24 protein-coding genes are annotated in these 24,947 nt (G+C 71.3%); 10 read left to right on the top strand and 14 right to left on the bottom strand.

What is annotated here, in order from left to right; translation table 11 throughout:
* Nucleotides 1–19: 19 nt before the first annotated feature.
* From WD250_16165 to ligD, 3 genes are read right to left on the bottom strand one after another with little or no spacing between them, the layout of a single operon-like run.
* Entirely contained in the window at nucleotides 20–535 is a 516-nt protein-coding gene (locus WD250_16165) for a DUF2017 family protein (GenBank protein MEX2621752.1), read from the bottom strand.
* Between the two features lie 27 nt (nucleotides 536–562).
* The gene (gene clpS / locus WD250_16170) at nucleotides 563–865 is read right to left on the bottom strand and encodes an ATP-dependent Clp protease adapter ClpS (GenBank protein MEX2621753.1); all 303 of its coding nucleotides are present in this window, start codon (nucleotides 863–865) and stop codon (nucleotides 563–565) included.
* Between the two features lie 32 nt (nucleotides 866–897).
* Nucleotides 898–3,465, bottom strand: coding sequence for a non-homologous end-joining DNA ligase (ligD, locus tag WD250_16175; protein MEX2621754.1), 2,568 nt, complete (start codon nucleotides 3,463–3,465; stop codon nucleotides 898–900).
* A 117-nt stretch (nucleotides 3,466–3,582) separates the two neighbouring features.
* On the opposite strand from ligD, the gene WD250_16180 reads away from it, so the two are divergent.
* The 7 genes from WD250_16180 to WD250_16210 all read left to right on the top strand — a co-directional run bounded on the left by WD250_16180 (nucleotide 3,583) and on the right by WD250_16210 (nucleotide 8,716).
* Entirely contained in the window at nucleotides 3,583–4,386 is an 804-nt protein-coding gene (locus WD250_16180) for a Ku protein (GenBank protein MEX2621755.1), read from the top strand.
* Nucleotides 4,387–4,434: 48 nt separating this feature from the next.
* A complete protein-coding gene (locus tag WD250_16185) occupies nucleotides 4,435–4,911 on the top strand; it encodes an FxsA family protein (GenBank protein ID MEX2621756.1) in 477 nt (158 codons plus the stop codon).
* A 138-nt stretch (nucleotides 4,912–5,049) separates the two neighbouring features.
* Entirely contained in the window at nucleotides 5,050–5,349 is a 300-nt protein-coding gene (locus WD250_16190) for a hypothetical protein (GenBank protein ID MEX2621757.1), read from the top strand.
* Nucleotides 5,350–5,395: 46 nt separating this feature from the next.
* Nucleotides 5,396–6,361, top strand: a complete 966-nt coding sequence (locus tag WD250_16195; protein ID MEX2621758.1) for a PD-(D/E)XK nuclease family protein — start codon at nucleotides 5,396–5,398, stop codon at nucleotides 6,359–6,361.
* 47 nt (nucleotides 6,362–6,408) lie between these two features.
* Entirely contained in the window at nucleotides 6,409–7,215 is an 807-nt protein-coding gene (locus tag WD250_16200) for an HAD-IB family hydrolase (GenBank protein ID MEX2621759.1), read from the top strand.
* Nucleotides 7,215–8,345, top strand: coding sequence for a Fic family protein (locus WD250_16205; GenBank protein MEX2621760.1), 1,131 nt, complete (start codon nucleotides 7,215–7,217; stop codon nucleotides 8,343–8,345). Before WD250_16200 ends, WD250_16205 begins: the two co-directional genes overlap by 1 nt.
* Before the next feature lie 170 nt (nucleotides 8,346–8,515).
* Nucleotides 8,516–8,716, top strand: a complete 201-nt coding sequence (locus WD250_16210) for a hypothetical protein (protein MEX2621761.1) — start codon at nucleotides 8,516–8,518, stop codon at nucleotides 8,714–8,716.
* A 91-nt stretch (nucleotides 8,717–8,807) separates the two neighbouring features.
* Here WD250_16210 and WD250_16215 read toward each other — a convergent pair whose 3' ends face one another.
* The 5 genes from WD250_16215 to WD250_16235 all read right to left on the bottom strand — a co-directional run bounded on the left by WD250_16215 (nucleotide 8,808) and on the right by WD250_16235 (nucleotide 16,671).
* Nucleotides 8,808–10,130: a nicotinate phosphoribosyltransferase gene (locus WD250_16215; GenBank protein ID MEX2621762.1), complete on the bottom strand. Its 1,323-nt coding sequence runs from the start codon at nucleotides 10,128–10,130 to the stop codon at nucleotides 8,808–8,810.
* A gap of 21 nt (nucleotides 10,131–10,151) precedes the next feature.
* Nucleotides 10,152–10,835, bottom strand: a complete 684-nt coding sequence (locus WD250_16220) for an NUDIX domain-containing protein (protein MEX2621763.1) — start codon at nucleotides 10,833–10,835, stop codon at nucleotides 10,152–10,154.
* Nucleotides 10,832–12,844 (bottom strand): ATP-dependent DNA helicase UvrD2, encoded by a 2,013-nt coding sequence (locus WD250_16225; GenBank protein MEX2621764.1) that lies wholly within the window; start codon nucleotides 12,842–12,844, stop codon nucleotides 10,832–10,834. The genes WD250_16220 and WD250_16225 overlap by 4 nt, the downstream gene beginning before the upstream one ends.
* 213 nt (nucleotides 12,845–13,057) lie before the next feature.
* On the bottom strand, nucleotides 13,058–14,266 hold the full coding sequence (locus WD250_16230; protein MEX2621765.1) for an S-layer homology domain-containing protein: 1,209 nt from the start codon (nucleotides 14,264–14,266) through the stop codon (nucleotides 13,058–13,060).
* Nucleotides 14,267–14,604: 338 nt separating this feature from the next.
* A complete protein-coding gene (locus WD250_16235; protein MEX2621766.1) occupies nucleotides 14,605–16,671 on the bottom strand; it encodes a thioredoxin domain-containing protein in 2,067 nt (688 codons plus the stop codon).
* Nucleotides 16,672–16,970: 299 nt separating this feature from the next.
* On the opposite strand from WD250_16235, the gene WD250_16240 reads away from it, so the two are divergent.
* The gene (locus WD250_16240) at nucleotides 16,971–17,627 is read left to right on the top strand and encodes a response regulator transcription factor (protein MEX2621767.1); all 657 of its coding nucleotides are present in this window, start codon (nucleotides 16,971–16,973) and stop codon (nucleotides 17,625–17,627) included.
* A gap of 28 nt (nucleotides 17,628–17,655) precedes the next feature.
* Here WD250_16240 and WD250_16245 read toward each other — a convergent pair whose 3' ends face one another.
* From WD250_16245 to WD250_16255, 3 genes are all read right to left on the bottom strand, one after another.
* The gene (locus WD250_16245) at nucleotides 17,656–18,012 is read right to left on the bottom strand and encodes a kelch repeat-containing protein (GenBank protein ID MEX2621768.1); all 357 of its coding nucleotides are present in this window, start codon (nucleotides 18,010–18,012) and stop codon (nucleotides 17,656–17,658) included.
* A 69-nt stretch (nucleotides 18,013–18,081) separates the two neighbouring features.
* Entirely contained in the window at nucleotides 18,082–18,354 is a 273-nt protein-coding gene (locus WD250_16250; GenBank protein MEX2621769.1) for a hypothetical protein, read from the bottom strand.
* A 13-nt stretch (nucleotides 18,355–18,367) separates the two neighbouring features.
* Complete coding sequence (locus tag WD250_16255) at nucleotides 18,368–18,598, bottom strand: hypothetical protein (GenBank protein ID MEX2621770.1); 231 nt, start codon at nucleotides 18,596–18,598, stop codon at nucleotides 18,368–18,370.
* Between the two features lie 548 nt (nucleotides 18,599–19,146).
* Here WD250_16255 and WD250_16260 point away from each other — a divergent pair.
* The gene (locus tag WD250_16260; protein MEX2621771.1) at nucleotides 19,147–19,605 is read left to right on the top strand and encodes a hypothetical protein; all 459 of its coding nucleotides are present in this window, start codon (nucleotides 19,147–19,149) and stop codon (nucleotides 19,603–19,605) included.
* Nucleotides 19,606–20,275: 670 nt separating this feature from the next.
* Here WD250_16260 and WD250_16265 read toward each other — a convergent pair.
* Nucleotides 20,276–21,940: an IS1634 family transposase gene (locus WD250_16265; GenBank protein ID MEX2621772.1), complete on the bottom strand. Its 1,665-nt coding sequence runs from the start codon at nucleotides 21,938–21,940 to the stop codon at nucleotides 20,276–20,278.
* 1,129 nt (nucleotides 21,941–23,069) lie between these two features.
* Nucleotides 23,070–23,849 (bottom strand): TetR/AcrR family transcriptional regulator, encoded by a 780-nt coding sequence (locus WD250_16270; protein MEX2621773.1) that lies wholly within the window; start codon nucleotides 23,847–23,849, stop codon nucleotides 23,070–23,072.
* Here WD250_16270 and WD250_16275 point away from each other — a divergent pair.
* Nucleotides 23,841–24,446, top strand: a complete 606-nt coding sequence (locus WD250_16275; GenBank protein ID MEX2621774.1) for a hypothetical protein — start codon at nucleotides 23,841–23,843, stop codon at nucleotides 24,444–24,446. The genes WD250_16270 and WD250_16275 overlap by 9 nt on opposite strands.
* Before the next feature lie 99 nt (nucleotides 24,447–24,545).
* Here the strand turns inward: WD250_16275 and WD250_16280 are convergent.
* On the bottom strand, nucleotides 24,546–24,947 hold a 402-nt coding region (locus WD250_16280; GenBank protein MEX2621775.1), incomplete at its 5' end, for a DUF4253 domain-containing protein.

Raw genomic sequence — 24,947 nt, forward strand, 5'->3', positions numbered from 1 at the left:
TGTTACCGCAGAGTAACAATCAGCCGGAGGACTCGTCGTCGAGGCTCTGCATGAGCGCGCCGAGCAGCTGCTCCTGCAGCCAGCCCAGGTAGTACAGGGCCACGGCGGAGGGGTTGTCCTGCTCAGGTCCGCGCTCCCACTGCGACTCGTCGGTGATGCCGAGCAGCACGCCGAGGGTCAGCCGCGCATCGTTCAGCGCGGACAGCCACGCGTGGGCGTCGTCGGGGGACAGCTCGACCGTCCACGACCAGCGTCCGCCCTGCCCGCCGTCGAGCGTGGCGGCGAACGCCTCGAGGCGCTCGAGCCGTTCCTCCACCAGGCTCTCGCCCACGAGGTCGCGGTACTCGGCTTCCTGCTGCGCGTCGTCGTAGCCATGCGGGAACAGCCGCCGGCGGATCCCGACGTCGCCCGCGTCCCCGGCCAGCAGCGGCCGCAGCTGGCCGGGCAGCGACTGCAGGAGCGAGCGCTCCTTGGCGGTCAGGCGTACCCGGACCCCGCCGTCGGGCAGCCGGGCGACGCCGTGCACTGCTCCCATGTGCTCAGGCTGCCGGTCGCGACACGGTCAGTCCCGGGCCAAGGTGGCCTGGAGGCCGTGGGCGTGCAGCCGGGCGACGTCGCCCTCGGACCGTTCCCGCGGCCCGCTCGCGACGATCGCCTTGCCCTCCTTGTGCACCTGGAGCATGAGCTTGGTGGCGGTGGGCTCGTCGTGGCCGAAGAGCTTGCGCAGGACGTACACCACGTAGGACATGAGCGTCACCGGGTCGTTCCAGACGATCACGTTCCACGGCCGGTCCCGGTCGGTGGTCTCCTCCCCGACGGGGTCGTCGGTGCGCTGCGGCGCGATGGTGGGGGCGGAGGCGGACATAGGGTCAGGGTAACGCGATCGCCGCGAGCCGCCTATACCCCGAGGTCGTCGCAGACGCACTCGCGGGGGTCCGCCCCCGCCACCAGGCCCTTGTAGGACGGCGCCCGCAGGAGCCCCTCGTCGGTGACCTCGCCGAACTCGACGCGACAGACCAGGTCGGGACGCACGAACCGCGCCGTCGCGGGCGGCCGCGGGTCGCGCGCAGCGAACGGCGGGTCGTCGGTGGCGCGCTCGGCGAGCAGGGCGCCCAGCCGGTCGAGCTCGCCCTCGTCGAAGCCCGAGCCGACCCGGCCCACGTAGCGCAGCCGGCCCTCGTCGTGCAGCCCGAGCAGCAGGGCACCGAGGCGCCCGGCGCGCCCCCCCCGGCCACCCATCCACCCGCCGATGACGCAGCAGGCGGACCGGCGCACCTTGAGCTTGCGCCAGTCGCGGCTGCGCCGTCCCGGCTGGTAGGTCGAGTCGGCCCGCTTGGCGATCAAGCCCTCCAGGCCGCGGTCGCGGGCTGCCCCGAACAGCGCCGTACCCGACTCGGCGACCGCCTGGCTGCGCTGGATCGCGCTGCCCGGGACGAGGAGCTCGTCGAGCAGCCCGAGGCGTTCGGTCAGCGGTCGGTCCACGACTCCCCGGCCATCGACGGCCAGCAGGTCGAAGACCATGTAGGCCACCGGGATGCGGGTGCGCGCCCGTTTCACCCCGGCGGCGTCCCGCATGTGCATGCGCCGCTGCAGCCGCTGGAACGAGGGGGCGCCGTCGGGACCGAACGCCACGATCTCCCCGTCCAGCACCGCGTTGCGGGCCAGCACGCGTTCCCACAGACCCGCCAGCTCCGGGTAGCCGGCGGTGATGTCGTTGCCCGCCCTGCTGACCAAACGGGTGGAGGCCGCCTCGCCGGTCCCGGGGCGCACCGTGGTGGCCACGGCCCGCACGCCGTCCCACTTGATCTCGAACAGCCATGCGGGGTCGTCGAAGCCCGCCGATCCGCCGTCGACCGCCAGCATCGGGGTGAAGGACGGTGGCGGGGCGGGCAGGTCCGTGGGCTCGTCCGCGCGCACGACCATCCACTGCGACGAATCGTCGGCACCACCATGGCTCGCGCCATGCCCTCTGCCATGGCTCGCGCCATGCCCGCCACCCGTGCGGAACAGGTGGTACTCGCCGGTGTGGCGCCGGCCGTGGAGGCGGACGGTCACCTTGTCGTCGTGCCACTCCACCAGCTCGTAGGGGCCCTCGTCCCAGATGCGCACCTGCCCGCCCCCGTACTCGCCCTCGGGGATCTCACCCGAGAAGGTCATGTAGGACAGCGGGTGGTCCTCGGTCTGGACCGCCAGGTGGCGGACCCCCGGGACGTCGGGAAGCCCCTTGGGGACCGCCCAGCTGGGGGCGGAGCCGTGCCGTTCCAGGCGCAGGTCATGGTGCAGGCGGGTCGCCAGGTGGTGCTGGATGACGAACCGCGGGCGGTCGTCGTCGGCGCGGTCGTGGCCGACCTGGGCTGTGTCGCTGTCGCGGACCTGGTCGGCGTCGGCCTCGTCGGCGGGCGGTTCGGGGGTGCGCGTGAAGTCGCGCTTGGCGGTGTACGCGGACAGGTCCGGGCGCCGGGCCACCACGTGGGATCCCTCCCCGTCGGCGGCGTCGGGATCCATGCCCACCGCAGCCATCGCGCTCCGCAGGTCCTGGCCGCCCGCCAGGATGGGAACGGCCAGGTCGCCGACCTCGTCGAGGCGGCGCCAGACCGTGGCGATCGTGAAGTCCGTGGGCTCGACGTCGCCGGCGACCTCGGCCCACTCCAGCGGCGTGGCGACCGGCGCACCGCGTTCGGGGCGCAGCGACCACGTCGCGGCGATGTTCTTGCCCTCGGTGTTCATGTTGTGGTCGAGGAAGACCTTGCCCGTGCGCTTGGCGATCTCCCACTCCATGGTGGTGCGCTCGGGGTCCGCCCGGTTGATCAGCCGGCACACCCGCCCGACCCACTCGCGCACGGCGCCGGCCGAGTGCACCCGGTCGATGGGCACGTAGACCTGCATCCCGGTGGCCCCCGACGTGCGGGGGTAGCCACGCAGGCCCAACCGGTCGAGGGCGGTGCGCACGAGCAGCGCCACCTCCCGGACCTCGGCGAACCCCACGCTCATCGGGTCGAGGTCGAAGAAGGCGTAGTCGGGCCGGTCGATGCGGTCGACGCGGGCGTGCCAGGGGTGCAGCTCGATGCACCCGAGGTTGGCCAGCCACAGCAGGCTCGGGGCGTCGCGCGCCAGGAGGTAGTCGATGGTCTTGCCGCTGTCGCGCGAGGTCACGGGGGCGGTGGACACGAAGCCGGGCGTGTGCGGCGGAGCCTGCTTGGCGTAGAAGAAGGCGCCATCGGCGCCGTCGGGCATGCGCTTCAAGGTCAGCGGCCGGTCGGCCAGGTAGGGCAGGATCCACTCGGCGACGTTCCAGTAGTAGGCGAGCAGGTCGGCCTTGGTGTAGCCCTCGGGCTCCCAGAAGGGCTTGTCGAGATTCGTGACCTTCTGGTCGACGCCGCCGGATTCCAGGATCCACGCGCGACCCTCGCGCCGTGCCGGCAGGGGGCTCGGAAACGCGATGGTCGTGGGCACGTCGCTGGTCACGAAAGGACGGTACCGCCACCCCGGCGCGTTGGGGGATGCGCGCGGCGCGGGAGGGGTAGATGATGGACGCAGCGCGCCGGCCCCTTCCCCGTGCCGGGCGCGGAGGAGGGCGCACCCATGCCGCGGACACTGTGGAAGGGCTCGTTGTCGTTCGGCTTGGTGACGGTGCCGGTGGGGCTGTACGCCGCCACCGACGACAAGTCGCCGTCGTTCAACCAGCTGCGGGCCGGCGACCACAGTCGCATCGGCTATCAGCGGGTTGCGAAGGCCGACGGCGAGGAAGTCGAGTACGACGACATCGTCAAGGGCTACGAGTACGAGCGCGACCGTTACGTCGTCTTCTCCAAAGAGGAGCTCGACGTCTTGAAGCCGCCGTCGAGCCGCACCGTGGACATCATGCAGTTCGTGCCGCGGGAGCAGATCGACCCCCTGTACTTCCAGCGCTCCTACTACCTGGCGCCGGACCCCGCCGGGGCGAAGGCCTACGGCCTGCTCGCCAAGGCGATGGCCGACCAGGACACCGTGGCGGTCTGCAAGATCACCCTGCGCGACAAGGAGCACCTGGCGACGCTGCGCCTGCGCGGGGAGCTGTTCGTGCTGGAGACCATGTACTGGCCCGACGAGATCCGTGAGCTCTCGCTGTCCGACGTCGGCGTCGAGGAGCTGCCCGAGCCGCGCAAGCAAGAGGTGCAGATGGCGCAGAGCCTGATCGAGAACCTGACCGAGGACTTCGATCCCAGCGTCTACACCGACGAGTACCGGGCCAAGGTCGAGGAGGCGGTGCAGGCCAAGGTCGAGGGCGAGGAGGTCGTCGTGTCGGAGGAGTCCGAAGAGCCCACCGCCGTCGTCGACCTGATGGACGCGCTGAAGCAGTCGGTCGAGGCGTCGAAGAGCCGCAGCAAGAAGAGCAAGGCGTCGTGAGCGTCGGCCGGGTCACGCAGTGCCTCGGCGCGGGGCGGGTCTGAGCGGATGGGCCCCATCCTCTTCGTCCTGTTCATCGTCATCCCGATCATCGAGCTGGCGGTCATCATCCAGGTCGGCCAGCTGGTCGGTGTCGGGTGGACCCTCGTCGCGTTGATCGCGATGTCCCTGATCGGTGCGGCGCTGGTCAAGGCCGAGGGCCTGCGGGCCTGGCAGCGCGTCCGGGAGGCCCTGGCGCAGAGCCGGATGCCCGCCGAGGAGGTCGTCGACGGCGCGCTGGTCCTGCTCGGGGGCGCGCTCATGCTCACGCCCGGGTTCCTGACCGACGGTGTCGGCTTGCTCCTGGTGCTGCCACCCTCACGCGCCCTGCTGAACCGCGGCATCCGTGGGCGCGTGCGCGGGGCCTTCGGGCTGTCGCACCGGCGCGGGGACCCCCCCGGCCCGACGCGGACCCCCACCGACGACGGGGTGGTCGACGTCGATGTGGTCAGCATCGAACGGGACGACCCCCCGGACGCCGACTGACCGTGCCCGACCTCCGCCGCGCTGGCCCAGCCCGGCCCCCCGGCCCGCGCGGCCACAGGCCGCCATGCCGCGCGGGCGGGTCAGGGGTGCAGGAAGATCGCGGCTCAGGGTCGAGGAGCGTCCTGCCGAAGGGAAAGCATGAGCCTTCACGCCACCATGTCCAGGGCGCCCAGCGCGGCGCTGCCCGCAGCCGAGACCGTCCGTGCCCGTGACAACCTGATCGTGCTGCTGTCCGCGACGGACCCGCTGGGGCTGATCGCACGAGGCCATTCGGTGGTCGACTACGCCGCCACGGCCAGCGCGGCGCTGGAGGTGCTGGTCGCGGGGGGGCGGGCCGACGAGCTGTTCAGGCTCTTCCACACCACGGACGCACCGGTCGAGACCGTCCACACCTTCGTCCGCACGGCCATCCACTGGTGGGACGCACGGCCCGCGTGAGGTGGGTCGGGGCCGGGTGTCACAGGCGCCACGTATGGTGCCGTCAATGGGTGGACACCACGAAGCCGAGCCGCTGAACCCCGTCCAGCAACGCGTGCTCGACGAGCTCCTGGCCGTCACGCGGCCGCGCCCGCCGGGGGACCGCACGGTTGCTGACCGCTGTCGTGCGCAGCTGCTGGAGCGGACCGAGGAGGCGGCAGCGTTGGTGCCGGCGGGCGATCGGGGGCTGTACCTGAGCAAGGGACGGTTGGACGCGCTCGGGTGCGACGGACGCTACCTGGACCAGCAGGCGCACCCGTTCAGCTACTCGCCGGCGGTCCTGCGGGGCACGCTGGCCCACACGGGCATCGAGGTCGACACGGCGGGCGCACGGACGCGGACGCCGCAGGAGGTGCTCGAGCAGGCGTGGCGCCGCCTGGCCACCGACGACCGCGCGGCCCGCCACGTGGCCGGCCTGCCACCGGCCGAGGCGGATGCGCTGCGCGCCGACGCCCTGCGCACCGTCATGGAGTTCCGCGACCAGTTCCCCCCGTTGCCATCGGCCTGGCATCCGCGCACCGAGCCCGCCTTGCGAACCCGTCTGCACGGCGGGCGCATCGTGGTGCTCGGCCGCCCGGACCTCATGATCGGCCGACCCACCCTCGACCGCCGCCGCCTGCTGATCATCGACCTGAAGACCGGGGCGCGCCACCCGCAGCGGCACCGCGCCGACGTCGCGCTCTACGCCCTGCTGGCCACCATCAAGTACGGGGTTGCGCCGTTCCGGGTGGCCACCTACTACCTCGACGAGGGCGACTGGGACGCGCAGGACGTCGACGACGCGATGCTCGACGCCACGGTGGCTGACGTGGCCGCCAAGGTCGTGCGGGCCGCCTGGCTCACCCACGCCGACCCCCCTGAACGGTCCCTGCAACTGCTGCCGGGGCCCGCCTGCGGGTGGTGCGACCGGGCCGGGTCATGTCCCGCTCTGGTCGCCGCCGAGCAGCGGCCGACCGGTGTCCGTGCGGCGTGAGTCGTCCGGCCAACCTAGACTTCCGCGAACGCGAGACTGGAGGACCAATGGCGACCGCGGCGGCCTTCTTCGACCTCGACCGCACCCTCATGGCCGGGGCGAGCGCCTACTACGTGGGCAAGGCGTCCTACCGCGAGGGCCTGTACCCGCTTCCCCGGCTGGTGCGTGACGGGCTGCGCAGCGTGGCCTTCAAGCTCTTCGGCGCGTCCGACGAGAAGTCCGAGGCCCTGCGCGACCGCATCCTCTCGATGGTCGCCGGTCGGGACGCCGACACCGTCCGACGCATCGCCCCGGTCGTCGTCGAGGAGCTGGTGGCGCGCATCCGCCCGGAGGCCCAGGCACTGCTGGACATGCACGAGGAGGCCGGCCGGGACGTCTACATCATCTCGGCGAGCCCGGTGGAGATCGTCGGCGAGCTCGCGCGCGCCCTCGACGTGGCCGGGGGGCTCGGCACGGAGTCCGAGATCGTCGACGGCGTGTACACCGGCCGGCTGGCGGCACCGTTCTGCTACGGCGAGGGCAAGGCCGAGGTGGCGCGCAGGATCGTCGCCGACTGCGGCTACGACCTCGCCCAGTGCTACGCCTACGCCGACTCGGCCAGCGACCTGCCGATCCTGCAGCTCGTGGCGCACCCGGTCGCGGTCAACCCGGACCGGTCGCTCATGTCGATGGCGCACCGGCGTGGATGGCCCGTCGTCGAGTTCAACCGCCAGGCCAAGCAGGCCACCCGCCTGGCGACAGCGGGGACCGCCACGCTGGTCGCCGGCCTGGGCGGCTACGCCCTCGGACGTCGCCACGGCCGGCAGGCCGTGCGGCGCCTGCTGGACCGACCCCGCCGGGTGCGACGCCGCTGATGGCGGGACCGTCCCCCGACCGGGTCGGCGGCGGGGGCCATCTCGCCGCGCTGAGCGCCGATGTCGACGCCGTGGCGGCCCGGCTGGCGGCGGTGCCCGCGCCCGCGCGGCGCGCACAGGCCGCGGTGGCCCGCCGGGAGTCGGCCCGGCTGTCGGCGCGCCTTGACGCGAGCACGCTGACCGACGCCACGGCAACGGAGGTGGACCAGCGCCTGGCCAACGGGATGGCGCCCGTCGACGGGGCCGCGGACGGCGTCTCGCCCGCTGCCCGGCTGGTCGCGGGCTGGGCGCAGACCCTCAAGGTCGACGCGCTGGCCACACAGGAGGTGGCGGCGGTGGAGTACGCGAACCTGCTCGCGTGCTTCGACGCCGAGCCCGACCTCGCCGGCGTGCTCGCCGACCGGCCACGGGCGGTCCTGGCCGAGCTGCACACCCTGGTCTGCCGGGGCCTGGTCGACGGTGCGGTGGCGGGACGACCACGGCGCACCGAGCAAGCCGTCCACGACGGGGCACAGGGTCGCGTCCTGTACCGCGCGGCCCCGCCCGGTCGCCTCGATGGCCTCCTCGACGGGCTCGCCGCCTGGCTCACCGGGCCTGCCGAGACCCAGCCGGCCGTGGTCGTGGCGGGGGTCGTGCACGGGCGCATCCTGGAGTGGCAACCGTTCGAGGCGGCGAACGGCCGGGTGGCACGCGCCGCGTCACGGCTGGTCCTGCGGGCCCGCGGCGTGGACCCCGAAGGCCTCGCGGTGGCGGAGCGGTTGGCGGCTGCCGACCCGCTGGCCTACCACCGCGAGGTGGCGGCGAGCATCCACCGAGGCGACCTCGGTCTCTGGCTGGAACGCGCCGCGGAGTCGGTGCTGGACGCCCTGGTCACAGCGGCCGAAGCGGTCGATCCCGGCGGGGCCCCCGACCCGCCGGTGCGCGCGACCGCGGTGGCGCACGGACTTGGACCTGGCGCCGCCATCACCCTGGCGGACTACGCCGAGGCCGCGGCGGTGCCCCGGGCGACGTGCCGGGAGGACCTGCGGGCACTCGTGGTGGCCGGCTGGATGGCACCCGAGCCAGGCACCCACGGCTTGCGCTACCGGCGGAGGGGACGCGTCGGCCGGGCGCCGGGGCGGCAGGGTTAGCCCAGCCGCCCGGTGGAAATGCGTGGGGGGAACCCGCTTCGGTTTGACTACCTCCTATAAGGGTAGGAGGATAGGCGGTGCGGGCCCAGAGCCCGTCGGACCAACACGGGCGCAGTGTCCGTGCAAGCGCGCGAAATCGCGAGATCCGCACAACGTGGAGGACCTCACACATGATGAAGCTTCGCAAGAACCTGTTGATCGCCATGATCGCCGGCCTGCTGGCCTTCGCGGGCGTGGCCTGCGACGACACCACCGACGATCCCGCTGAGGACAACGGCGTCACCGACCCGGTCGAGGAGGACGACGCGGGCCTCGAAGAGGACCCGCTCGAGGAAGACCCGGTCGACGAAGAGGAAGAGCCCGCCGAGTAGTCGGGTCTCCTGAGGGAAGGGGCCGCACCGGATTCCGGTGCGGCCCCTTTCGCATGGCGGCCCCGTCCATTCTGCGCGCACATGAGTGCGGTCAGCGCCCACCTCCGCCCAGCCGATCGACCAGGCGTTCGCGCAGCACCTCCAGCCGCGGGCTGCGCCGCACCGACCAGGTCCCCGCGACCACCTTCGGACGAATTTCGGCGACCGCGGCACGGGAGCGATCCCGCAGCGCGGCGATGGGCACCGGCCCCTGTTCGCGGCGCCCGTCGCGCATGGCGGGCACCAGCAGCGGCGTGCCTTCCAGGTCCTCGTCTGCTAGGCCGATGACGTCTCCCGCCTCCGCGCGCCAGACCTGCTTGCAGCCCGGGCTGGTGGTCTTCTCCGGGCTGGCACTGACCTTGAGGACCGGCTCACCGGCGACGTCGGCCAGCTTGTACACCCCGCCGAACGTCGGGTCGTGGCGGGCGGTGAGCAGGGCGGTGCCCACCCCGTAGCCGTCGATCGGCGCGCCCTCCTCCTCCAGGGCCGCGATGCGGGGCGCGTCGAGGTCACCCGAGGCCAGGATCCGCACGTCGGGAAAGCCCGCCTGGTCCAGCAGACGGCGAGCCTCGCGGGCCAGCAGGGCGAGGTCGCCCGAGTCCAGGCGCACCCCGCTGAGCGCATGCCCGCGGGCGGCGAGCTCGCCGGCAACGGTGATCGCGTTGGGCAAACCCTGGGCCAGGGTGTCGTAGGTGTCGACGAGCAGGACGCAGCTGTCGGGGAAGGACCGGGCGTAGGCGCGGAACGCCTCCAGCTCGCGGTCGTAGGCCATCACCCACGAATGCGCCATGGTGCCCGACAACGGCACGCCGAAGCGCCGGCCGGCCTCCACGTTGCTCGTGGCGGTGGCGCCACCGATCAGCGCCGCACGCGCCCCGGTGATGGCCCCGTCGGGACCGTGGGCCCGTCGCGCCCCGAACTCCAGCACGCCCTTGCCGCGCGCCGCGGTGGCGATCTGTGCCGCGTTGCTCGCCACCAGGGACGCGTAGCAGATGCGGTTGAGCAGGGCCGTCTCGACGAGCTGGGCCTGCGCCAGGGGCGCGGTGACCCGCAGGATCGGCTCGTCGCCGAACACCGGTAGGCCCTCGGGCACCGCCCACACGTCCCCGGTGAACCGCAGCGCGGCGAGCCGGTCCAGGAAGTCCACGGTGAACAGGTCGAGCGTGTCGAGGAAGCGCAGGTCCTCCTCGCTGAAGGCCAGGGTCTCCAGGTAGTCGAGCACGGGGTCGAGACCCGCCGCCACGACCACGTCGACCCCTGCCGGCCGTGTGCGGAAGAACAGGTCGAAGGTCACCGGCTGGTCGGCGCGGCCGTCGGCGTGGTAGCCGGCCATCATCGTCAGCTCGTACAGGTCGGTGAAGAGCGCGTCCGACACGGGGGCCTTTCCGGGAGGGTCCTACACGGTGATGACGCCGTCGAGCAGCTCCAGCCCCGGTCGGGCGAAGCGGTACAGCTGGGCGGGGCGGTGCGGGCCGCGGCGCTGCCTGCCGGTCTCGGTGAGCATCCCCAGCGCCAGCACCCTCTTGCGGAAGTTGCGCTTGTCGATCGCTCGGCCGAGCACTGCCTCGTAGACCGCCTGCAGCTCGGTGAGCGTGAACTCCGCGTCGAGCAGACCGTAGGCGACCGTGGAGTAGGAGAGCTTTCCCTGGAGCCGCTCGACGGCCGATGCCAGGATCCTCGCGTGGTCGAACGCCAGCGCCGGCGGGTCCTGCGCGGGCATCCAGCGGGCATCGCCCCCGCCCCCCGCCGGTGCGTCCGGGTCGGCGCGGGGCAGCAGCGCGAGGTAGGTGACGCTCACGATCCTCCCGCGCGGGTCGCGGTGGGGCTGCCCGAACGTCGCGAGCTGCTCGAGGTGGCCGACGTCGCGCACGCCCGCGCCGGCCAACGCGGTGCGGGCAGCCGCCTCGAGGTCATCCTCGGGGCTGATGACCTGCCCTGGCAGGGCCCACGACCCGGGGAACGGCGAGCGCTGGCGACGGGTGGTCAGGAACCGCAGCCGGGTGGGGTCGGCCGCGTCGGTGCCCAGGGCGAGCGCCACCACGTCGGTCGCGATCGCCACCGCTGCGGCATGCTCGGTCACGGGGACTCCCGCACGACACGCAGGAGCTCGTCACCGTAGCGGCGGACCTTGGCGGGGCCGAGCCCGTGGACGCCGAGCAGCTCCTCGGCGGTCGCCGGCCGGCGGGTCGCCAGCGCATCCAGGGTGCGGTCGCTGAACACGACGAAGGCGGGCTGGCCGTCGCGTTGGGCCCGCTGGCGTCGCCACTCGCGGAGCGCGGCGGCGAGGGGGTCGTGGGGGCCCACCGCCTGCGCCCCCCGCGCGGGCTTCGCCGGCGGCGCGGCCCTGCTCGGGGCGCCGGGCCCGAGGTCGTAGAGGAAGCGCGAGGGCCGGCGGGTCATCGGCTTGCCCGCGTAGCCCGGTCGCGACCGCGCCCACGACAGCCACAGGTGGCGTCGGGCCCGGGTCGCGCCCACGTACAGCAGACGGCGCTCCTCGGCGATCGCCACGTCGTCGTCGCGGGCGTGGGAGATCGGCATCATCCCCTCCTCCAGCGCAACGAGGAACACCGCGTCGAACTCCAGGCCCTTGGCCTTGTGCATGGTCAGCAGGGTGACGGCCCCGTCCGGTGTCGCCGTCTCCTGGCCGCGCGCCGCCCGGTCGTCGAGGTCGCTGACGATCTCCTCGTAGGTGACGTCGGGCCGGGCCTGCACGGCCAGCGCGGCGATCTCCAGGAGGGCCACCAGGTTGCGCCAGCGCTCTCGGGCGGCCTCCCCGGTCGGCTCCTGGCGAGGGTTGAACGACAGCCGGTCACGCAGGACCCGTTCGACCGCTCGGTCGGCCCGGGGGGGCGCGGCGGGCGCGGCCCCGCCGGCGGGAGGCGGTGCGGGCGGGGGAGCGCGGCCGGCGCCGTCGCGGAGCGCCCCGAGTGCCTGGCGGATCTCGGGGCGTCCGAAGAACCCCGTCTCCCCGCGGACCACGTGGGGGATCCCGGCGTCGGCCAGCGCCGCCTCGAAGGTCTCGGACTGGCTGTTCACGCGGTAGCAGATCGCGATCTCCCCGGGTGGGGTGCCCTCGGCGAGCAGGCGGGTGATCGCCGTGACGACCGCGGCGACCTCCTCCTCGGCGTCCGCGCACTCGGTGAAGACCGGGGCGGGGCCTGCGGGCAGACGCGTGGTGAGCGGCGCACGCCGTCCATCCCGCTTGCGGGGCAGCAACCCGTTGGCCAGGGCCAGGACCTCGGGTGTGGAGCGGTAGCTCTCGGTCAGGGTGACCAGCCGGGCGTGCGGGAAGTGGTCGCGGAATCCCGTGAGGTAGGCCGAGGTGGCGCCGGTGAAGCTGTAGATGGTCTGGTCGTCGTCGCCGACCACGCAGAGGTCGTCGGCCTCGCCGAGCCAGGCGTGCAGCAGGGCCCACTGGGCGGGGTTGACGTCCTGGAACTCATCGACCGTGAGGTAGCGGTAGCGCCCGCGCACCTGCGCGGCGACGTCGGCGTCCTCGGTGATCAGCCGGGTCGTCAGCAGGAGCATGTCCTCGTAGTCGATGAGGTTGCCCCGGGTCTTGGCGGCTTCGTAGGCGGTGTAGATCTCCGCCAGGTCGTCGACGGGCAACGGGCCGTCGCGGTCGGCGGCCCGCGAGGCGAAGTCGTCGGGGGCGATGCGTCGGGCCTTGGCCCACTCGATCTCGGCGGCGAGGTCGCGGGCCTCGACGCGCGCCCGCCGCGCGGTGGGGACAAGCAGCCGGACCTTGTGTGGCAGGACCTCCGGCAGCGGCGCCCCCGCGCCGAACCGCGGCCAGAAATAGCGCAGCTGCGCCCACGCCGCCGCGTGGAAGGTGGCGGCGCGCACCGGGGCGGGCAGCCCCAGGCCGCGCAGACGCTCAGCCAGCTCGGTGGCCGCCCGTTCGGTGAACGTGACGGCCAGGATCTGGTCGGGACGCGCGACCCCCGAGGCCACCTGGTTGGCGATGCGGTGGGTGATCGTGCGCGTCTTGCCCGACCCGGCGCCGGCGAGGATGCACACCGGGCCGCGCACGACCTCGGCCGCGTCGCGCTGTGCCGGGTTCAACCCGTCGAGCAGGGGATCAGCCATCGCCGCCGAGCGTAGCGAAGCCGTGGGACACGCCGCGACCGCGCGGGCCGGCCCTGGGGACGGGGTGGTGGGCGATTTCCTCGGCGGCGGATCGGGAACCGGCCGCCCCTACCTGCGCTGGAAAGCCGTGTAGCCCTGGCCGCGGGATCCGCGGCCAGGGCTACACCGGTGCCACCGTGCTACTGCCCCGCGTCGGTCAGCGGGAGCAGGGCCCTACGAGGCGGGTCCCTGCATGGTGTGGCCGCTGTCCACGAGGCGCTCGAGCGAGCGGGTCAGGAACGCGGCCATCTGGTCGCGACGCACGATCTGGCCAGGTGCGTATGTCGTGGCGCTCGACCCTTGTGCCAGGCCGGCGGTGTAGGCCGCGCTGATGGCGTCGGCGTGGGTGTTGCCGGCGGTGTCGGTGAAGGGTGCCGTGCCGATGGCAAGCGGCCCGTCGATGTGCTCGAGGGTGCGCACCAGGAACGATGCCATCTGGTCGCGGCGCACGCCCTGACTCGGTGAGTAGGTCGTGGCCGAGGTGCCCTGCACGATGCCGAGCTCGGCGAGCTGGGCGATGGCCTGGGCGTGGGGGTTGCCGGCGATGTCGGTGAAGTTCGACGCCGTGACGTCGGGCAGGGCCACGCCGGCCTGGGTCAGCGTGCGGGTCAGGAACGAGGCCATCTGGTCGCGGCGCACGCCCTGACTCGGTGAGTAGGTTGTGGCCGAGGTGCCCTGGGCGATGCCGTACCAGGCGGTGCACTCGATGGCGTCCTGGTGCAGGTTGCCGATGATGTCGGTGAACCCTGACGACGACGCCCGCCCGTCGGGGCACGCCTGCGCCGTGACCGGGTTGGGGTCCGGTGTCGTGGTGTCGGTGTCGGTGTCGGTGTCGGTGTCGGTGTCGGTGTCGGTGTCCGGTTCGGTCACCGTTGCCGCGGTGGTCATGCTCGCCGTGAGTGGTTCCGAGACGTTGCCGGCCGCGTCGTAGGCCGACACGGTGAAGCCATAGGCGGTGTCGGCGCTGAGCCCGTCCACCGTCAGCGTCGTGCCCGCCTGGTCGACGATCTCGGTACCGTCGCGAGTCACCCGGTAGCCGGTCACGCCCTCTTCGTCGGTGGCGGCCGGCCACGACAGCTGGACACCCGTCTCGGTGACGTCCGAGGTGCTCAGCTCCGCGCCCGCGGGCCAGGCCGGCGCGACCTCGTCCGCGGCCTGCTCGACCGTCAGCTGCAGGGTCCGCACAAAGCCCTCGCCCTCGGTGCCCGGCTGGACGGCGAAGATGGTGTAGACGCCGGGGACGGCATCTGGCGGGACGACCACTGGCACGACGAAGTGGCCGGACGCATCCGGCGTCCCCGTCCCCAGATGGGGCCCGTCCACGGTCTCCCAATGGATGGTCACGGGCGTCGTGTCGTCGAACGAGGATCCCAACACGTGCATGCTGCCGCCAGCCTCGACCCCATAGTCCGAAGCAGCGATGGCCGCGGACGGCCCGCAGGCGTACGCCGGGGCCATCCACAGCACGGCGAATGCGGCGACAATGCCCCCCGCCACCAAGAGGTAGCTCCGCAGAGACACCCTGCGCAAGTACCCAAAGTTGTTATCCATGTCCAGCCTCCTACCAACTGTCCCTGAGCGATGTGCCCGAACTCTGACCCGAACCCGGGATGAACCTCTCCTGGGATAGTACCCGCATCACCGGTGATTCAGGAAGGTAAAAATCTCGATGATCTGGCGGGTCCCGCAACATCGGGAGCAACTCGCCCTGTGGGCCCGTTTCATCCCTCCGGCGCGCCCGCCAGGAGGCGTGCCAGCTCGTCGGGCTCGGTGACGGGCCGCTCGCAGGCGAAGTTGCGGCACACGTAGGCGGTCGCCCGCCCGTCCACGCGGGGCCGGTCGTGCAGCAGCGGCACGGGGTGCGCGTCGCCGTCGGCCTGCCCGACCGCCAGGACGGTGCCCGGCCGCCACGTCCGCCGGTAGACGGCGAGCAGCGCCTCGGCGTCCTCGGTGGCGGGGTCGCCGACGATCGCGACCTCCTCGGGGCCGGCGATGAGGCGCTCGGCGGCGCGCAGCAGCTCGCCGAAACCGGTGGGCGCCTGGGTCGCCCGCGCCCCGAGCACCGCGATGGTGCGCTGGGCCTGCTCGACGTGGTCGGGGTCAGCGGTCAGGGCCCCGAGTCGCAGGTGCACGTCGGCCATGACGCTCGACCCCGTCGGGGTGGCGTTGTCCCACAGGTCCTTTGGCCGGGTCAGCAGCTGCTCGGCGTCCTCGGCGGTGGAGAAGTAGGTGCCGGTGTCGCCGTCGGCGAAGCGGGCGTCGGCGTCGGCAGCCAGCCGCCGGGCCCACGCGAACCACTCGGGGTCGGGGTCGGCCTCGTAGAGCACCAGCAGCGCCTGCGCCAGGTAGGCGACGTCCTCGAGGAACGCCGGCACGCTCGCCCCGTGGCCGTCCTTCCAGGAGTGCTGCAGCCGGGCGCCGCGCCGCGCCTCGTCGCGCAGGAAGCCCGCGCAGGCCCGGGCGGCCTCGACGTAGTCACCGCGGCCGAGCACGGCCCCGGTCTCCGCCAGCGCGCCGAGCGCCAAGGCGTTCCAGCTCGTGAGCACCTTGTCGTCCAGGCCGGGGCGTACGCGCGCCTCGCGGCCTTCGTAGAGCGCCTGGCGCACCCGCGCCAGGCGGGCGGCGAAGGCCTCGTCGGTCTCGTCGCGGGGGTGGGGCTCGTGCAGGATCGTGTGCCGGCCGAACTCGGGGTGGTGGGGATCTTCGAAGTTGCCCTCGTCGGTGACGCCGAAGAACCGGCCCCACTCGGCCGGGTCCTCGCCGGCGCCCGCGACGACCTCGTCGAACTCCGCCTTGGACCAGACGAAGAACTTGCCCTCGATGCCCTCGGAATCGGCGTCGGTGGCCGAGTAGAAGCCGCCGCCGTCGTGGCGCATCTCCCGTAGGAGGTAGTCGGCGGTCTCGGTGGCGACCCGCCGGAACCGCCGTTCGCCGGTGATCTGCCAGGCGTGGGTGTAGGCCCGTAGCAGCAGCGCGTTGTCGTACAGCATCTTCTCGAAGTGCGGCACGAGCCAGTGCGCGTCGACGGAATAGCGTGAGAACCCGCCGGCCACGTGGTCATAGATGCCCCCGCGCGACATCTGCGTCAGGCTGTGGGCCGCGGCGCGCAAGACGCCCTCCTCACCGGTTCGCTGGTGATGGGCGAGCAGGAAGTCCACGGTCATGGCCTGCGGGAACTTCGGCGCCCGGCCGAAGCCACCGTGGGCGGTGTCCCAGGCGCGCACGCACAGGGCGGCGGCCTCGTCGGTCACGCTCGGGTCGACGGTGCCGGCGTCGCCGCCCACCTGCTGGGCGGCTGCGAGGTGCTCGGTCACCTTGCGGCCGGACGCCAGCACCTCGTCGCGCTGGTCGGTCCAGGCACGGGCGACCGCGTCGAGCACGCGCAGGAAGCCGGGCATGCCCTGGCGGTCGTCGCGGGGCCAGTACGTGCCGCTGAAGAACGGCTCGCCGTCAGGGGTGAGGAACACGCTCATGGGCCAGCCGCCGTGCCCGGTCATGGCCTGCACCGCACCCATGTAGACGCTGTCGACGTCGGGGCGCTCCTCGCGGTCGACCTTGACGGACACGAACCGCTCGTTGAGCACCGCCGCGACATCGTCGTCCTCGAAGGACTCGTGCGCCATGACGTGACACCAGTGGCAGCTGGAGTACCCGACGGAGAGGAAGACGGGGACGTCGCGACGACGTGCCTCCTCGAACGCGTTTGGGCTCCAAACCCGCCAGTTGACGGGGTTCTCGGCGTGTTGACGCAGGTACGGTGAGGCCGCGTCGGCCAGCTCGTTTGCCACTGTGGACCACCCCCTTCCGGGGTCTGCGGTGGTGCGTTGGGGCGTGCCAGATCGATCGGTGTGGGAAATGGCCTTCCCACGGGCCTGTACCTGTGACCCTACCGGCCGGCGCCACACGTGGGGCACGGCAGTCTGCACGCGTCGCCGGCTTGTCCGTGACGGTCCGAGCGGCGGTGCAGCCTGCCGCCGGTGGCCGACGCCCGGTCATGTGACATGTTCACGGACATCGTGGATGTAGGATGCACATACACGGTCGGCAACGGCTGGTGAACACGTACCGGGTGTGGTCCAGTGCCCCCGTGGAGCCGATCAAGGTCTTGATCGCTGATGCTCAGCTGCTGTTCGCCGACGCGCTCGCGCTCGCGCTGGGATGGTCACCCGATCTCGCGCTGGTCGAGGAGCGGCCCCAGACGGCACTGGCGGTGATCCAGGTGGTCGCCGTTCACCGTCCGGAGGTCGCACTGGTGGACTTTTGGCTTCCTGACATGGAGGGCCCTGTTCTGGTGCGGGAGTTGCACGAGCGGGTACCGGACACCAAGGTCATCCACCTGGCGTGGTTCCATGGCCCTCAGCAGGCACAGGCGTCGTTGGACGCGGGGGCCACGGGCTTCTTGCCCAAGAGCATCACGGTGGAGCGGCTGGCAGAGGGCATCCGTCGTGCTCACGTCGGGGAGCACCCGGTGTTCGGTGAACAGCTCGATCGGCTCATGCAGACCATTGCGGCGCGAGCAGAGTTCGTGGCGCTGGTGGGTGAGCGGTTCGCCAGACTCACGCCCCGGGAGCTCGAAGTTCTCCAGTTGCTCGCCGGCGGCCTGACGATGGTCGATATCGCCGCCAAGCTCGACGTCAAGCAGAACACCGCCCGCACCCATGTGCAGAACTTGCTGCACAAGACCGGCGCTCGCTCACAGCTGGAGCTGGTCGTGCTGGCGCGCGATCAGGGGCTCGTGCCGTAGAGCTGCCCGTTCACGTCATGCCCGTTGCTCAGGTTCTCGGGCAGAGGACCGGCGGCGGTGAGGCAGGAGGCAACGGAGGAGTCCCCGACTCCCGCGGAGGCGTCCAGCAGGTCTGCGGGTCCTGATCCAGCTGGAAGATCTCGGCGGATCGCAAGGCCGCTCCGATTCCCCCGCCGGCCACGAGGACGCTGCCGTCGGCCAACGGCGTGGCGGAGTGTTGTCTGCGCGCCGCGCCCATGGGCGCGGTCTCCTGCCAGGTGCCGGTCCCCGGGTCGTGGATCTCGGCGGAGCCTGCGACGTCCGGGCTGCCCGAGTGCCCGCGTCCGCCGGTCACCAGGACTCGGTCGTCGGCCAGGGCCGCGGCGGAGGGGTGCCGCTCTCTCAACCTCTGGGAGCGGCTGCTCCACCATGCGGATCACGCCCGCAACGCCGGTGAGATTGTTCGCGGAGCGGGTCAGCTACTGACCTTGCCGGAGAAGCGCTGCCGAGCCGCTTGGCGGGAGACGCCTAGGGCCACACCGATCTCGTTCCAGGACCTTCCTCGCCCCCGCGCGGACTCGACGGCTTCGCGCAGGCGAGCCTCGTCTGCCCGCATCGCTTCAGACGCCGCTGCGATCTCTCGCAGGTCCTCCGTCCGCTCGACGCCGGCCGATTCCGGATCAAGCTTGTCAGCGAGTTCCTCGAAACGGCGCGCCGCGCGCTCGATGTCGCCGTCACTGTGTCGCATGCTCATCACCTCCTCAGCTGAGGAACTTGGAGAACTTCTGCCGCAGGTTCATGGCATGGATCACGACCGGGTCGTCCCCCTCAAGGTCGAGGACTCCGATCTCCAGCAACGCGCCATCGGTCGCGGGACCGATGAGCATGACCAGGTCGTCGTCCATCACCACTCGTCGTATCGCATTCCGGGCTGCGTGCCGCATGTCATCGTCGGCGATGCCGTGCTTGCGAGCCGGGTCGCCGATGCGCATCTAGACAAGATACCTTGTCTGATCGGTGACAACAATCCCTTGTCTGAGGATTGGCGGACCCCCGGAGGGCGGACCCACGGCGCTGCCGTACGCCGCGGCGGTGCGGGAGCCGCAAGCTCACCTCCTGCCGGCGTGGGCGGAGGTGTCCGCGCCGTCTGCCAGCGTAGAGCAGTTCGAGGAGCGGGAGCTGTCAGCAGACACACTGGCCGCTTGAGTTCTTCCTTGGTCGGCTTATCGGCAGTGATCGCCCGAATGGTCGACCGGTGTGCCAGCCCGACCTCGCGCGCCCGGCGACCCACTCGGCAGTCACCTCCAAGCGCGCCACCGTGGCAATGTCGTCACCCCGCGCCGCGAGTTCACGCACGACTACATCGCTGTTGTAGATTGCGATGACGGAGCGATCTCCACTGCCCTCCAACTCGTCGGTGGCCCATTCCGCCACATCTTGGACGCCGAACTCCAGCGCAGACGCGATCTCGTCCATGTTTCGCGTGCGCAGCGCTCGCCAAGCGTGGTCGAGACGATAGATTCGAGAGGAGAGGTACGAGATGACCACGCTGCTCGACTACGAGTCCCATGAGGTCGTAAGGCCCGTGCTCGACACGGCGCGTGCCGAGATGGCACGGTTGATCAACCAGGCCCGAGCCGAGTTGCTCGCCTCGGGAACGGCCGTCGACATCGAGCAACTAGCCCAGGGGCAGGCACGAACCGCCGACAGCGCGCGCCAGTGGCTCTCACGCCGGCGCCGGGAACGGCGCCTGGTCACCGTGCAGCACGACGGCCGAACGCTCGTACCGACCTTCCAACTCGACACCGACTTCGATGTGGAACCCGACGCCGCCGCGGTCGTGACGCGTCTGCTCGACCACGACATGGACCCCTGGTCGATCTGGGACTGGGCCGAGACGCCGAACACATGGCTGAACGGACGTACCCCATCTCGGGTTCTGCTCGACGGCAACCTGGATACTGTTGACCGGGCCATCCGGGGGTTGTTCCAGGATTGATCGACCCGCCCTGCGGTGCTGCAGCATGCCCGGTCGCTGACCCCACCGGAGAACGTCTGCGGCGGCTACGCAGCCACGTGCTCGCCGAGGGCACGCTGCTACGGCGAGGTCACAAAGCCGCCCACCCCGATCCCACGTCCCTCGTGCCAGGTCTGGGAGATACGCGCTTCGCACCGCTGTCGGACACCCACCCACGTCTACGTCGCCTCGCACTCGGTGGCGGCACTGCTGGAGTCGGCATTCCACGATGCCGCGCCACCCAAGCCGAGGATCCGCGCGGCGCAACTCACGCTGTGGATGGAGTCGGCCATCCAACTCACCAAAGATGTCCGCCTCATCGACCTTCGCGACGACCAGCTCGCCGGTCTGGGCATCGAGCGGGACCAGCTGGCGGCCACGTCCGCAGCCCACTACCGTTGTACGCGCCGCTGGGCCGCGCGGCTGCGGGGTAGGGCCATCGGGGGACACCACACCACGGGGCTCATCTGGAACTCGCGACAAGCTGAACTGCACGCGCGCGCTATGGCCGATCGGCCGGCTGTCCAGGAGTTGATGACGGCCGCGCCCTCTGACCGGAGTTCCGCAGTTAGTTCTCGTGTGTAGGCACGCATTGGGGGTCTGAGCAGGGGAAATGCCCTCCCGGTCGGAAGGGCGTGTAGTGCCTACGGCCTCAGCGGGGGGTGATCTGGCTGAAGCGGGGCGGGTCGGCGATGTCGAGGACCCGCAGGATGTGCTGTTGGCGGCCGGTCATCGTGGTGCGTTGCAGCACACGGCCGTTGCTGCCGACGAACTCGCCTTCGTGGAGCAGGTCGAGGTCGTGACGTAGGTTGCGCCAGGTGTCGTCGGTGGCGTCCTCGGCGAGGCGGATCAACAACAACGCCAGCCAGCACAGCAGTACGTGGGCGCGGATGCGGTCTTCCAGCCGGTGGTAGACGGGGCGCAGGTCCAGAGTGGATTTCATGTCCCGCCAGCCGCGTTCCACCTCGAGCAGCTGCTTGTAGCCCAACGCGACGTCCTCGGCGGTCAGCGTGGGGTCGGAGGTGCGCAGCAAGAACTTGCCGTCGAGTTTGGCCTCGGCGGCCACGGCGGCCCGGTCGACGCGCAGCAGCCCGGTTTTGGTGGTGCGCAGGAACCGTCGCAGCCCGGGTTTGAGCCCGGCGGCCAGCGTCGCGCGTTTGGTCGCGTCGAGACGGTCGGTGCCGTCGATCGCGTCGGACAGGGCGGCGACGAGCTGGTCGCGGACAACCTTGTCACGCTGGGCTTGGTCGGGGTTGCGGCAGATCACGAAGCGGTCACGCATGGTGCCGTCGTCGATGACGACTTCCTTGACCTGCAGGTTGCCCGCGACGGTGCGGTAGCGGCCCTGGCGTGCCAGCGCCGCGGCCGCCTCCTTGCTGTCGCCGCGCAGCTTCTCACCGATGATGTAGTGCCCGCCGGCGCGTTGCAGATAGCGACGATTCTTCGCAGACGCGAAGCCGCGGTCGGCGACCCACACCACGCGTGACAGCTTCCAGGCGCGCAGGTCGTCTTTGACCTGGCGGATCAACGCGGAGTCGCCGGTGTTGCCCGGCCACGTCCACACCCGGATCGGGATGCCGGTGCGTGTGACGGCCATGCCGATCACGATCTGGGGCAGATCGGGTCGGTGGTCCTTGGACTTGCCGTAGTCACGAAACGCGACACTGGCCTGGTCACCGTCGCCGTCGCAGGTGTCGGCGGTCTCGGTCTCCCAGTACGTCGAGGTGGTGTCGAAGAACAACAAGTCGACTTCGAGGTTGAGCAGGTCCGCTGTCGCCCAGTACACCCGCTCGGCGAGGTCGTCCTCGACCTCCAACAGCCAGTCCATCGCCCGGTAGCAGGCGTCGTCGGACACCTCGTCAAGGCCCGGCACGGCGGCTCGTTCGGCGACCCAGCGCGTCGCCGCCAGCTTCGACGACGGCTCCAACGCCCGGTTGGCGACCAACGCGAACAGCACCCGTTCGACGTCGCTGTCGAGCCTGCGGCCGGCCAACAGCCCGCGCAACGTCACATCGATCCCCAGGCGTCGCCATAACCCGTCCAGCGCCCACACCCCACCAAGCCGGCGGGACGCGACGAACTCCAAGCCCTGCTCGACGGCGGTCGAGCCCAGCTCCGCGTCGCCGCCCAGGTAGCGGTTCATCGACGTGATCAGCCGCTTGAGCGCGTCCCGGTCGAGCTGGTCCTCCCGACCGAAGCTGTGCAGCACCTTCGCTACGGCGTTGCCCGACTCGGGATGGCGCTCGTTGTGGGCCAGCTGCACGTAGCGCACGGTGCTGCCGTTCTTGTTCCGCCGGCTGATCGTCCGTAGATACATGCCTACGTTCTAGCAGGACTACCACTGCTAGATCAAGGAACCTCCACGTATAGGCCGCCGAGGCGTGTGCCTACGGATTTCCGGTGCTCCACAGCCTCACACAGTCCTGACCAGGCACAACACCCCACCCGTGCCTACAAGACCGTCATGAACTGCGGAACTCCGGTCTGAGGTGGCCGTCATATGGCAAGGCGCCACCGAGCAATCGCCGCTCGCCCCCGTCGGCGGCGGCCGCGGCCGTCTAGACCACGGGCCGGGACTCGACTTCGCCGTCGACCTCGGAGCAACGCTGGGGATCACGATTCTCTAGATCCCCAGGCGGCGCCACGACACCCGGCACCGATCTGCGTGGTCGTGTACACGGCCGTCTGCCACCTCGTGCACAGGCTCCACCCGTCCGTTGCTATGCGCGCTGCAGCGGGTCTGCAGCCGCGCACCCGGCAGCATTTCGCGGTGCGGGCGCGGGACGCCGACGGTAACCTGGGGCCGCGTCGGACAGCGTGTCGGTGGTCACGCCGGCGGCGGTGCCCGGGGCGGTTTCGGACCTGGCGGCGGTCGAGGTCGATGCGGGGCGGGTGCGGCTGGACTGGTCGGCGGCGGGTGAGGACGGCGACGCGGGCGCGATCGCGGACGAGCCGGCGGGTCTCCTCGGACGCCTGGGTCGTAGAGTTCGTCGACTCGCACGGGCTCCTCCTCACATCCATGAACCTGATCAACGTACCGGTGTAGCAAAACGGTTGTAGGAGCTGAGCGGTTCGGTGCGGATGGATGTCACACTGTCGGCCTATCTTTACCTGCCCAGGTGGCGTCGGACACCGACGGGCAGACTGGTGTTGCGGGAGGGCGCAGGGGGAGGAGGACATGACGAATCGACCAGGGCAACTGACGGTCACCGTGGGGGGCGAGCTGGCCGTCCACGGCCGTCCACGGCCGTCTCGCGCTGTCCGAGCTCGCCCGGATCGCCGGGGAGCGACAGGCGGAGATCGCCAGGGTCGCGCGGGTGCTGGGTGGCAGCGACGAGGTCCGGACCGTCACCGGCCTGGCCGCCGGATCGCCTGCACGACTCCCCGACGCTGTGACCGTGGCCCTCGAGGCACGGTCCTAGATGCCGTCCCACCACTGCGTGGCCTCAGTGGCGGAGCTGTTCGATGCCGTCGAGGATGAGCTCGAGACCTCGTTCGAACTGGCCCGTGTAGTCGTAGCCCGATGCCCCGAGCTCTTCGACCACTGCGATGAGATGCGGGAACCGGCTGGCTAGGGATGGGTCCGCTGTGGTGAGGTCTTGCCGTCTCGCCTCGGCCGCAGCAGCGATGTCGCTGGGCAACGTCTTCTCCTGAAGGGCGAAGCCGTAGCTGTAGCTGTCCATCAGGCTGTACGCGTCGATGGCCGTCCGGACTGGCAGACCAGCCTGCTCCCGCAGACACGCGATGCCGGCGTTGTGGTAGTGCAGGTTGGCGGGTCCGGGTGAGCTGGTCTCCATCAGTTCGACCGCCCACGGATGGCGCCGCAATGCCTCGCGCATCGAGGTCGCCCGCTGCCGCATCGTCGCCCTCCAGTCCACGCCGGTGGGAGCGTCGACCTCGCCGTAGACCATCTCGACCATCCCGTCGAGCAGGTCCTCCTTGTTGACCACATGCCGGTACAGGGCCATGGGGACCACCCCGAGCTGCGAGGCCAGGTTGCGCATGCTGACCGCGTCGATCCCCTGGTTGTCCGCCAGTTCGACGGCAGCCCGCAAAGCCCGCTCCCGGTTCAGCGGCGTTCGCTTCTCGGGGGACGGCGGCGGCACGGTCTCGCTCCCTTCGCTGACTCGCTTGACAGGTATACAGCGTACACGTATGGTGTCGACCATCGGGTGTACGCCGTACACAGCACCCATCTCCGCTTCATCGGCGTCCAGGTGGGCCATCCGCACCTCGACGCCGAGACGATCACCACGACCGAGATGGCGATCCGCGGCTCGCTCAAGGTCCTGATGGCTGGTCTGGCCCTCGTCGGCATCACCGGGATGTACCTGCGTCAGGTGAAGGAGACCGGGGTGCTCGGCTTCGTCGGATACCTCCTGTTCGCAGCTGGATACCTCCTTGTCCTGGGCACAGCGTTCGCCGGCGCCTTCGTGCTCCCGGCGATCGCCGACATCTACCCCGGTTTCGTCAACGACGCCATCGCCGTGGCCAACGGCGGTACTCCGGCCGGCGACATCGGCGTCTGGGCGACCGTCATCCAGCTGCAGTTCGTGGGCTACCTTGCTGGCGGGCTCCTCTTCGGCATCGCGCTGTACCGCGCACGGGTGCTGGTGCGCTGGGCAGCCGTGCTCCTGGCAGTCAACGGTGTCATCACCGTTGCGCTGTCGGTGATGCCCGACGCCTTCTCCCGCCTCCTGGCGTGGCCCAACGGCGTCGCCATGGTGGCGCTGGGCTACTCGCTGTGGCGCAGCACGCGCACCAGCGCCCCGGCGTCCGACGCGACCCCCTCGCCGCGGTTGACCGCAGCCGCTGTGGAGTGACCTTGAACACCGACGAGACCGTCGCCCACGGGACCCGAGCGGGACCTGGCCGCGGGGCCTCCAGGTTGCTCCGCGCGGGACGTGCCCGTCGCCCGAGGCTCAGGGGCGGTAGTGAAGGAACCAGCGGTCCCGATCGATGAGGTCACGAGCATGGGTGCGTGTCGAGATCCCGTTGAGACCGCCCGCCGTGTCAGGCCACAGCAACGCGACTTCCCGTGCGATGGCCCACGCCGCCTCGATGGTGCTCGGGGGTCGCCCGACGACCAACTGCAGCATCGTGCCCCAGTTCGCCGCGGGTTCGGCGCCATGTCGCAGATCCCAGCGGCGCAGCACCGCCGTCCGAAGATCCGTGTGAGGATGACCCCACTGAAAGCCACCCTCGAACGCCCCGGCAGCCCATGGCTCGGTCGTGGGCAGCAGCAGGATGGTGGCGTCGTCGGGGACAAACCACTCCAGGTACCGGCCATCTCCGGGCTTGGCCGAACCGGGGTTGTTCGCCAG

The sequence above is a fragment of the Egibacteraceae bacterium genome (assembly GCA_040905805.1).
Lineage (GTDB): Bacteria > Actinomycetota > Nitriliruptoria > Euzebyales > Egibacteraceae > DATLGH01.

What these genes read in the sequence shown, in the direction of transcription:
- WD250_16260 (MEX2621771.1), top strand. Translation starts at nt 19,147, where the DNA reads ATGACCACGCTGCTCGACTACGAGTCCCATGAGGTCGTAAGGCCCGTG.
- WD250_16195 (MEX2621758.1), top strand. Translation starts at nt 5,396, where the DNA reads ATGGGTGGACACCACGAAGCCGAGCCGCTGAACCCCGTCCAGCAACGC.
- WD250_16225 (MEX2621764.1), bottom strand. Translation starts at nt 12,844, where the DNA reads ATGGCTGATCCCCTGCTCGACGGGTTGAACCCGGCACAGCGCGACGCG.
- WD250_16265 (MEX2621772.1), bottom strand. Translation starts at nt 21,940, where the DNA reads ATGTATCTACGGACGATCAGCCGGCGGAACAAGAACGGCAGCACCGTG.
- WD250_16230 (MEX2621765.1), bottom strand. Translation starts at nt 14,266, where the DNA reads ATGCACGTGTTGGGATCCTCGTTCGACGACACGACGCCCGTGACCATC.
- WD250_16255 (MEX2621770.1), bottom strand. Translation starts at nt 18,598, where the DNA reads ATGCGCATCGGCGACCCGGCTCGCAAGCACGGCATCGCCGACGATGAC.
- WD250_16205 (MEX2621760.1), top strand. Translation starts at nt 7,215, where the DNA reads ATGGCGGGACCGTCCCCCGACCGGGTCGGCGGCGGGGGCCATCTCGCC.
- WD250_16165 (MEX2621752.1), bottom strand. Translation starts at nt 535, where the DNA reads ATGGGAGCAGTGCACGGCGTCGCCCGGCTGCCCGACGGCGGGGTCCGG.
- WD250_16190 (MEX2621757.1), top strand. Translation starts at nt 5,050, where the DNA reads ATGAGCCTTCACGCCACCATGTCCAGGGCGCCCAGCGCGGCGCTGCCC.
- WD250_16180 (MEX2621755.1), top strand. Translation starts at nt 3,583, where the DNA reads ATGCCGCGGACACTGTGGAAGGGCTCGTTGTCGTTCGGCTTGGTGACG.
- WD250_16185 (MEX2621756.1), top strand. Translation starts at nt 4,435, where the DNA reads ATGGGCCCCATCCTCTTCGTCCTGTTCATCGTCATCCCGATCATCGAG.
- WD250_16210 (MEX2621761.1), top strand. Translation starts at nt 8,516, where the DNA reads ATGATGAAGCTTCGCAAGAACCTGTTGATCGCCATGATCGCCGGCCTG.
- WD250_16270 (MEX2621773.1), bottom strand. Translation starts at nt 23,849, where the DNA reads ATGGCCCACCTGGACGCCGATGAAGCGGAGATGGGTGCTGTGTACGGC.
- WD250_16250 (MEX2621769.1), bottom strand. Translation starts at nt 18,354, where the DNA reads ATGCGACACAGTGACGGCGACATCGAGCGCGCGGCGCGCCGTTTCGAG.
- clpS (MEX2621753.1), bottom strand. Translation starts at nt 865, where the DNA reads ATGTCCGCCTCCGCCCCCACCATCGCGCCGCAGCGCACCGACGACCCC.
- WD250_16200 (MEX2621759.1), top strand. Translation starts at nt 6,409, where the DNA reads ATGGCGACCGCGGCGGCCTTCTTCGACCTCGACCGCACCCTCATGGCC.